Genomic DNA, 7,735 nt, shown 5'->3' on the forward strand with positions numbered 1-7,735 from the left:
CCCCACGAACCACGAGGTCACAGCCCTGCATCCTCCATATCCGCCCGAAAAATTCCGGATACTACGGCGCCCCCAGCTGGTCTCCTGGCTCTGGGTCGGGTTCCCGTTGGAGATGCAGCGGTACTCGGAGGTGTCGGGCCTTCCTCGGTAGGCAGCGATCGCCTCCTCGCACGCACCCCTGTTCGCGTAGGTCGCGACGTAGCTCCAGGTTGGAGACTGGGCCGGGGCAATGGGAGCTGCGACGGCGACCCCGGCACCGACCGACGTCAGCGTGGCGACCCCGAGTGCGAGGCCGATCATCGTGGACCTGAGAACCCGCATCGTCCTACTCCTCCTGCTTATGATCTTGGACCTGACGGAGGTTAGGAGCACGCTCCCGGGACCCCTCCCGGCTCGGCTCGGGGCTGGAGGGTCCTGCTGTGGTCGGAGCGCGGCCAGCTCATCAGATTCGCCCGATCCTCGTCCCTGACCGGTGCGGGTTTCAGTGGGTATGGCTCGACGGGAGGCCGCGGGCCTCGCGCAGCTCGCGGAGGTGCTCGCTCAGCGCTTCCCTGGCGGCCATCCGCGCCCCTCGTCCCGCCGGCCGGTCCCGCAGAACCGGCGACAGCGGCGCAGGAGGGGTGGGCCCGCTGCCGGTGCCAGTGCTCGCCCGCATCCGGCCGATCTGCACGGCGCGGATCTCGCCGAGGCGTCCCTGCCAGGGGCGCAGGCGGGCGCCGATGACCCGCAGGGGGTCCCGGGCGCCGGTGGTGACCGGTCCACGCGGTCGGTCGGGGTGGTCGGGGTGGTGTTCGAGTGCGTGGCGCAGCCCAGCGACGGTCGCGCCGGCCTCCCACCACGGCTTGAACAGCGACCGGGCACGCCAGATGTCGATCGTGCCCCGTTGTCGGCCTCCTAGGCCGAGAAGCGTAAGCAGGGTGAGGGTGGCTTGGTTCCTTGCACCGGGGGTGTCGGGGACGTCGTAGGGGTGCCACTTGCTCGCCTCGGTGACCTCCGACCGTCTGCCGCCCGACAAGGGCTTAAGACTCACGTGAGAAGTGGGGAGGTCGCCACTTTCATCCACAGTGGTCTGAGCTGGGTGTCCGTGTGTGTGGTCGGTCGGCGGTGGTGAGCTGGGGGAGAGGGCTGTGGGTGACCAGGGCGTAGGTCGGTGTGCGGCCGGTGTCGGTGCTGAGGAACTCAGCACTGGCCCCGGCTTCGACGACGACGAGCAGGCCGCGGTCGCGGGCCCAGGCCAGGACACGGGACACGGTGCGGGCGGCGCGGCCGCCGGCGGCGCCGAGGCGGTCGGTGGTGAGCCCGGTGATCAGGCCGGTGTCCCAGTCCATGTGGCAGACCAGGCGGCGCAGGATCGCCGACCAGCTGGCGCGCTTGTCCGAGCGCCACTCCTCGTCGTCGACGAGGCGGGCGATGTAGTCGAGGGCCTCGTGCTGGGAAGTCAGTACCCGCCACTGGCGGTCGATGAAGTTGCGCCACCCAGGGTGCGGGGTGAACCCGCGGGCGTGTCGGGCGCGGGCGCGGGTGACACCGCGGGCGCGCGCTCGGGCGGTGGGAGGCAGGGCGCGGCTCGGGCGCCCGGGCCCGCTGGTGGGGCCCGCGGGCGGGCGGGCGGCGCGGCCGCGTGGCGTGCGTCGGGCCCCGGTGGTGTAGCGGATGCCGAAGTCGCCGGCGGGCGGTTGCGCGCCGAGGGGGAGCTGGTGGATGAGGCAGAGGTCGGAGGTGGGGCCGGAGGCCAGGGTGAACGCGCCGTGCTCGTAGCAGCGGATGCAGAACCCGGTCTCCGCCGCTGGTGAGCGGCGGTTTTCCGGGCATGACGAATTCGCCCCGTGTCTAAGGTGGTTGGCTCCCGGCCCAGGATGTATCCTGGACACGCGAAAGCGCCCCTTCTTCGCAGGTGGGGTAACGGCCCGGTTCGCCGGGGCTACGGCATCAGGCGGGTGCAGGTCCGGCTGACGCGAGAACGATCCGAGGCGGTCTCCTGGCAGGGAGACCGTCTCGTTCTTTTAGGAGGCCTTGGTCAGGGGCTGCTCCGGGCGGTTGTACTGGACCGGGATCTGGCCCGGGATCTCGTTGCGGTAGCGCAGGCCCAGGTGGATCAGTGAGCCTGCGACGAGCGAGATGCTGCGGTCGCGTTCCCGGGCGATCTCGCGGACGACCTGGTCGTCGGTGAGAGGGATCCGGGCGGTGAAGTCTGTCGACTCGCTGGTGGGGACACGAAGAGGCAACTCGTCTGGGAGCTCGTCGACGTGCTGGAGCCCGATGTTGATGAGCTTTGCGGCAGTCTCTGAGACGTACCAGCCGAGGTTGGTGGCCAGCGTCTTGAGCGCAAGATCGTCGGCCAGCAGTACCCGTGGAAGAACCACTGCACGCGGGCCCTTCGACGGGCGCCCTGTTGGTCTTCTCGCCATGGCGATGATCCTGCCTGGTTTTCTGAAAGGGGAACAGCGCGACACGCCCGCCAACTTTCAGAAATTCTGGAGCGACATCGGGGCGGGCCCCCTCTCGTCGACGCTCAGACGCTGCGAGGTGGGTGACGATTTAGAGGTCATTTCAGAACGAGGTCGACGTGTCTGTTGTAGACGACAAGCGGCTATCTGACCTGCCGTTTGATCTGTCGTCGAGGGGTCAATGGAAACTCGACAAGTCGTTCTGAAACGACCTCTTAGGCCGCTCCTGCGATGAGTCGCCCCGCCAGCGTCGGCAGCAACGGACCCGTCAGCGCGGACGCAGACGCCGCTGGCGCGGCGGGCTTTGGCCGAGGCACGTCGGAACGACACCGTTCACGGTGTGGCCGCGTCGTCGCGAGTGGACTGACGCTCGACGCTGGAGAGGCGGGTGGGGATGATCAGGCCGCGGAAGATGCGTTCGTTGTCCGCCTGGCTGAGCCGATAGCGAGCGACGTCCTCGCTATCGGAGCTCACCCCAGTTCGTCTCGCAGCTCGGCAAGGCGACGGCTGTAGCTCCCACGGACCGCTGCGAGCTCCCCGGGGTACTTGGGCGACAGGACACGCTGCTGGTGCGCGCAGTCAGCGATGCGCGCTCGCAGGTCCTCGATCCGCTCGCGGTCAGGCACCGGCTTCCCGCCTTCTCGCTCGAGCAGGGCGACGTAGCAGGCGAGGACCTCGTTGATCGCTTCCTGCGCGGCTTCGTAGCTCACCGCGGTGTCGCTGCTCCACTGCTGCCGTGGGAGGTCGGCAACCACGTCTTCCGGGATGGTCGCCGTTCTCGAACTCACCATGGGCGGTCCCTAAGGTCGCAGGTGTTCGGGGTTGATGCCCCGGATGCCCGGGACGACGGGGTGTGGCTGATGAGCTGTTGCCGCTTCGGTGGCTCGGAAGGAATGGCCGCCCCGTCGTTCTGGACAGGCCTGGCCACTGATTCGGATCTGATGCGAACCGTCGCTGATTAGGGACCTGATGGCGGGTTGTCCACGGGCGTGAACTGCAACAACAGGAGTTTGTTCGTGGCGCGACGAGCAGTGGTCTGGATCGGGATCGACGTCGGGAAAAGGACCCACCACGCCTGCGCTGTCGATGCCGAGGGCAAGGTTGTGTTCTCCCGCAAGGTCGGCAACGACCAGGCCGCGATCGAAGCTCTGCTCGATCGGGCGTCCGCCGCGGCCGAGGACGTGCGGTGGGCGATCGATCTGACCAACAGCTATGCCGCGCTGTTGCAGGTCGTCCTCACCGCAGCCGACCAGCGGGTGGTCTACGTTCCCGGGCGGGTCGTCAACCGGATGAGCGGCGTGTTCCGTGGGGAGGCCAAGACCGACGCCCGCGACGCAAAGGTCATCGCCGACACCGCCCGCATGTCCGGCGCCGACCTCACCGTGGTTACCGCCACTGACGAGACCACTGCTGAGCTGCGTCGGCTCAGCAGTGGTCTCGTCAGTGGCGGTAACCACGGTGAGGTCGGCGCCGGACATGCGGGCGGTGTCGGCGATGACCTTTGCGTCGCGGGCGTCGGTCTTGGCCTCCCCACGGAACACGCCGCTCATCCGGTTGACGACCCGCCCGGGAACGTAGACCACCCGCTGGTCGGCTGCGGTGAGGACGACCTGCAACAGCGCGGCATAGCTGTTGGTCAGATCGATCGCCCACCGCACGTCCTCGGCCGCGGCGGACGCCCGATCGAGCAGAGCTTCGATCGCGGCCTGGTCGTTGCCGACCTTGCGGGAGAACACAACCTTGCCCTCGGCATCGACAGCGCAGGCGTGGTGGGTCCTTTTCCCGACGTCGATCCCGATCCAGACCACTGCTCGTCGCGCCACGAACAAAACTCCTGTTGTTGCAGTTCACGCCCGTGGACAACCCGCCATCAGGTCCCTAATCAGCGACGGTTCGCATCAGATCCGAATCAGTGGCCAGGCCTGTCCAGAACGACGGGGCGGCCATTCCTTCCGAGCCACCGAAGCGGCAACAGCTCATCAGCCACACCCCGTCGTCCCGGGCATCCGGGGCATCAACCCCGAACACCTGCGACCTTAGGGACCGCCCATGGTGAGTTCGAGAACGGCGACCATCCCGGAAGACGTGGTTGCCGACCTCCCACGGCAGCAGTGGAGCAGCGACACCGCGGTGAGCTACGAAGCCGCGCAGGAAGCGATCAACGAGGTCCTCGCCTGCTACGTCGCCCTGCTCGAGCGAGAAGGCGGGAAGCCGGTGCCTGACCGCGAGCGGATCGAGGACCTGCGAGCGCGCATCGCTGACTGCGCGCACCAGCAGCGTGTCCTGTCGCCCAAGTACCCCGGGGAGCTCGCAGCGGTCCGTGGGAGCTACAGCCGTCGCCTTGCCGAGCTGCGAGACGAACTGGGGTGAGCTCCGATAGCGAGGACGTCGCTCGCTATCGGCTCAGCCAGGCGGACAACGAACGCATCTTCCGCGGCCTGATCATCCCCACCCGCCTCTCCAGCGTCGAGCGTCAGTCCACTCGCGACGACGCGGCCACACCGTGAACGGTGTCGTTCCGACGTGCCTCGGCCAAAGCCCGCCGCGCCAGCGGCGTCTGCGTCCGCGCTGACGGGTCCGTTGCTGCCGACGCTGGCGGGGCGACTCATCGCAGGAGCGGCCTAAGAGGTCGTTTCAGAACGACTTGTCGAGTTTCCATTGACCCCTCGACGACAGATCAAACGGCAGGTCAGATAGCCGCTTGTCGTCTACAACAGACACGTCGACCTCGTTCTGAAATGACCTCTAAATCGTCACCCACCTCGCAGCGTCTGAGCGTCGACGAGAGGGGGCCCGCCCCGATGTCGCTCCAGAATTTCTGAAAGTTGGCGGGCGTGTCGCGCTGTTCCCCTTTCAGAAAACCAGGCAGGATCATCGCCATGGCGAGAAGACCAACAGGGCGCCCGTCGAAGGGCCCGCGTGCAGTGGTTCTTCCACGGGTACTGCTGGCCGACGATCTTGCGCTCAAGACGCTGGCCACCAACCTCGGCTGGTACGTCTCAGAGACTGCCGCAAAGCTCATCAACATCGGGCTCCAGCACGTCGACGAGCTCCCAGACGAGTTGCCTCTTCGTGTCCCCACCAGCGAGTCGACAGACTTCACCGCCCGGATCCCTCTCACCGACGACCAGGTCGTCCGCGAGATCGCCCGGGAACGCGACCGCAGCATCTCGCTCGTCGCAGGCTCACTGATCCACCTGGGCCTGCGCTACCGCAACGAGATCCCGGGCCAGATCCCGGTCCAGTACAACCGCCCGGAGCAGCCCCTGACCAAGGCCTCCTAAAAGAACGAGACGGTCTCCCTGCCAGGAGACCGCCTCGGATCGTTCTCGCGTCAGCCGGACCTGCACCCGCCTGATGCCGTAGCCCCGGCGAACCGGGGCCGTTACCCCACCTGCGAAGAAGGGGCGCTTTCGCGTGTCCAGGATACATCCTGGGCCGGGAGCCAACCACCTTAGACACGGGGCGAATTCGTCATGCCCGGAAAACCGCCGCTCACCAGCGGCGGAGACCGGGTTCTGCATCCGCTGCTACGAGCACGGCGCGTTCACCCTGGCCTCCGGCCCCACCTCCGACCTCTGCCTCATCCACCAGCTCCCCCTCGGCGCGCAACCGCCCGCCGGCGACTTCGGCATCCGCTACACCACCGGGGCCCGACGCACGCCACGCGGCCGCGCCGCCCGCCCGCCCGCGGGCCCCACCAGCGGGCCCGGGCGCCCGAGCCGCGCCCTGCCTCCCACCGCCCGAGCGCGCGCCCGCGGTGTCACCCGCGCCCGCGCCCGACACGCCCGCGGGTTCACCCCGCACCCTGGGTGGCGCAACTTCATCGACCGCCAGTGGCGGGTACTGACTTCCCAGCACGAGGCCCTCGACTACATCGCCCGCCTCGTCGACGACGAGGAGTGGCGCTCGGACAAGCGCGCCAGCTGGTCGGCGATCCTGCGCCGCCTGGTCTGCCACATGGACTGGGACACCGGCCTGATCACCGGGCTCACCACCGACCGCCTCGGCGCCGCCCGGCGGCCGCGCCGCCCGCACCGTGTCCCGTGTCCTGGCCTGGGCCCGCGACCGCGGCCTGCTCGTCGTCGTCGAAGCCGGGGCCAGTGCTGAGTTCCTCAGCACCGACACCGGCCGCACACCGACCTACGCCCTGGTCACCCACAGCCCTCTCCCCCAGCTCACCACGCCGACCGACCACACACACGGACACCCAGCTCAGACCACTGTGGATGAAAGTGGCGACCTCCCCACTTCTCACGTGAGTCTTAAGCCCTTGTCGGGCGGCAGACGGTCGGAGGTCACCGAGGCGAGCAAGTGGCACCCCTACGACGTCCCCGACACCCCCGGTGCAAGGAACCAAGCCACCCTCACCCTGCTTACGCTTCTCGGCCTAGGAGGCCGACAACGGGGCACGATCGACATCTGGCGTGCCCGGTCGCTGTTCAAGCCGTGGTGGGAGGCCGGCGCGACCGTCGCTGGGCTGCGCCACGCACTCGAACACCACCCCGACCACCCCGACCGACCGCGTGGACCGGTCACCACCGGCGCCCGGGACCCCCTGCGGGTCATCGGCGCCCGCCTGCGCCCCTGGCAGGGACGCCTCGGCGAGATCCGCGCCGTGCAGATCGGCCGGATGCGGGCGAGCACTGGCACCGGCAGCGGGCCCACCCCTCCTGCGCCGCTGTCGCCGGTTCTGCGGGACCGGCCGGCGGGACGAGGGGCGCGGATGGCCGCCAGGGAAGCGCTGAGCGAGCACCTCCGCGAGCTGCGCGAGGCCCGCGGCCTCCCGTCGAGCCATACCCACTGAAACCCGCACCGGTCAGGGACGAGGATCGGGCGAATCTGATGAGCTGGCCGCGCTCCGACCACAGCAGGACCCTCCAGCCCCGAGCCGAGCCGGGAGGGGTCCCGGGAGCGTGCTCCTAACCTCCGTCAGGTCCAAGATCATAAGCAGGAGGAGTAGGACGATGCGGGTTCTCAGGTCCACGATGATCGGCCTCGCACTCGGGGTCGCCACGCTGACGTCGGTCGGTGCCGGGGTCGCCGTCGCAGCTCCCATTGCCCCGGCCCAGTCTCCAACCTGGAGCTACGTCGCGACCTACGCGAACAGGGGTGCGTGCGAGGAGGCGATCGCTGCCTACCGAGGAAGGCCCGACACCTCCGAGTACCGCTGCATCTCCAACGGGAACCCGACCCAGAGCCAGGAGACCAGCTGGGGGCGCCGTAGTATCCGGAATTTTTCGGGCGGATATGGAGGATGCAGGGCTGTGACCTCGTGGTTCGTGGGG

General features: G+C 68.6%; 10 protein-coding genes and 2 pseudogenes. 6 read left to right on the forward strand and 6 right to left on the reverse strand.

Going from position 1 to position 7,735, the window contains the following annotated elements:
* Positions 1-481 precede the first annotated feature (481 nt).
* From KPF47_RS13365 to KPF47_RS13385, 5 genes are all read right to left on the reverse strand, one after another.
* Positions 482-1,030 carry a hypothetical protein gene (locus KPF47_RS13365; RefSeq protein ID WP_224389165.1) on the reverse strand — a complete coding sequence of 183 codons (549 nt, stop codon included), beginning with the start codon at positions 1,028-1,030 and terminating at the stop codon, positions 482-484.
* Between the two features lie 25 nt (positions 1,031-1,055).
* Complete coding sequence (locus KPF47_RS13370) at positions 1,056-1,871, reverse strand: hypothetical protein (protein ID WP_224389166.1); 816 nt, start codon at positions 1,869-1,871, stop codon at positions 1,056-1,058.
* 132 nt (positions 1,872-2,003) lie between these two features.
* The gene (locus KPF47_RS13375; protein WP_075313129.1) at positions 2,004-2,363 is read right to left on the reverse strand and encodes a hypothetical protein; all 360 of its coding nucleotides are present in this window, start codon (positions 2,361-2,363) and stop codon (positions 2,004-2,006) included.
* A 417-nt stretch (positions 2,364-2,780) separates the two neighbouring features.
* Entirely contained in the window at positions 2,781-2,921 is a 141-nt protein-coding gene (locus KPF47_RS13380) for a hypothetical protein (protein ID WP_224388913.1), read from the reverse strand.
* Positions 2,918-3,238 (reverse strand): hypothetical protein, encoded by a 321-nt coding sequence (locus KPF47_RS13385; protein WP_224388914.1) that lies wholly within the window; start codon positions 3,236-3,238, stop codon positions 2,918-2,920. The genes KPF47_RS13380 and KPF47_RS13385 overlap by 4 nt, the downstream gene beginning before the upstream one ends.
* Before the next feature lie 240 nt (positions 3,239-3,478).
* On the opposite strand from KPF47_RS13385, the pseudogene KPF47_RS13390 reads away from it, so the two are divergent.
* Positions 3,479-3,817 (forward strand): annotated as a pseudogene (locus KPF47_RS13390) (IS110 family transposase); the annotation flags it as partial.
* A gap of 99 nt (positions 3,818-3,916) precedes the next feature.
* Here KPF47_RS13390 and KPF47_RS13395 read toward each other — a convergent pair.
* Positions 3,917-4,270, reverse strand: a pseudogene (locus tag KPF47_RS13395) (IS110 family transposase); the annotation flags it as partial.
* A gap of 226 nt (positions 4,271-4,496) precedes the next feature.
* Here KPF47_RS13395 and KPF47_RS13400 point away from each other — a divergent pair.
* The 5 genes from KPF47_RS13400 to KPF47_RS13420 all read left to right on the forward strand — a co-directional run bounded on the left by KPF47_RS13400 (position 4,497) and on the right by KPF47_RS13420 (position 7,254).
* On the forward strand, positions 4,497-4,817 hold the full coding sequence (locus KPF47_RS13400; RefSeq protein WP_224388914.1) for a hypothetical protein: 321 nt from the start codon (positions 4,497-4,499) through the stop codon (positions 4,815-4,817).
* Positions 4,814-4,954 (forward strand): hypothetical protein, encoded by a 141-nt coding sequence (locus tag KPF47_RS13405; RefSeq protein ID WP_224388913.1) that lies wholly within the window; start codon positions 4,814-4,816, stop codon positions 4,952-4,954. The genes KPF47_RS13400 and KPF47_RS13405 overlap by 4 nt, the downstream gene beginning before the upstream one ends.
* Before the next feature lie 417 nt (positions 4,955-5,371).
* The gene (locus KPF47_RS13410; RefSeq protein WP_075313129.1) at positions 5,372-5,731 is read left to right on the forward strand and encodes a hypothetical protein; all 360 of its coding nucleotides are present in this window, start codon (positions 5,372-5,374) and stop codon (positions 5,729-5,731) included.
* Positions 5,732-5,864: 133 nt separating this feature from the next.
* Entirely contained in the window at positions 5,865-6,557 is a 693-nt protein-coding gene (locus tag KPF47_RS13415) for a hypothetical protein (RefSeq protein ID WP_224389167.1), read from the forward strand.
* A gap of 148 nt (positions 6,558-6,705) precedes the next feature.
* Complete coding sequence (locus KPF47_RS13420; protein WP_224389165.1) at positions 6,706-7,254, forward strand: hypothetical protein; 549 nt, start codon at positions 6,706-6,708, stop codon at positions 7,252-7,254.
* Positions 7,255-7,735 lie beyond the last annotated feature (481 nt).

The sequence above is a fragment of the Pseudonocardia sp. ICBG1293 genome (genome assembly GCF_020131355.1).
In the GTDB taxonomy this organism is placed as follows: domain Bacteria; phylum Actinomycetota; class Actinomycetes; order Mycobacteriales; family Pseudonocardiaceae; genus Pseudonocardia.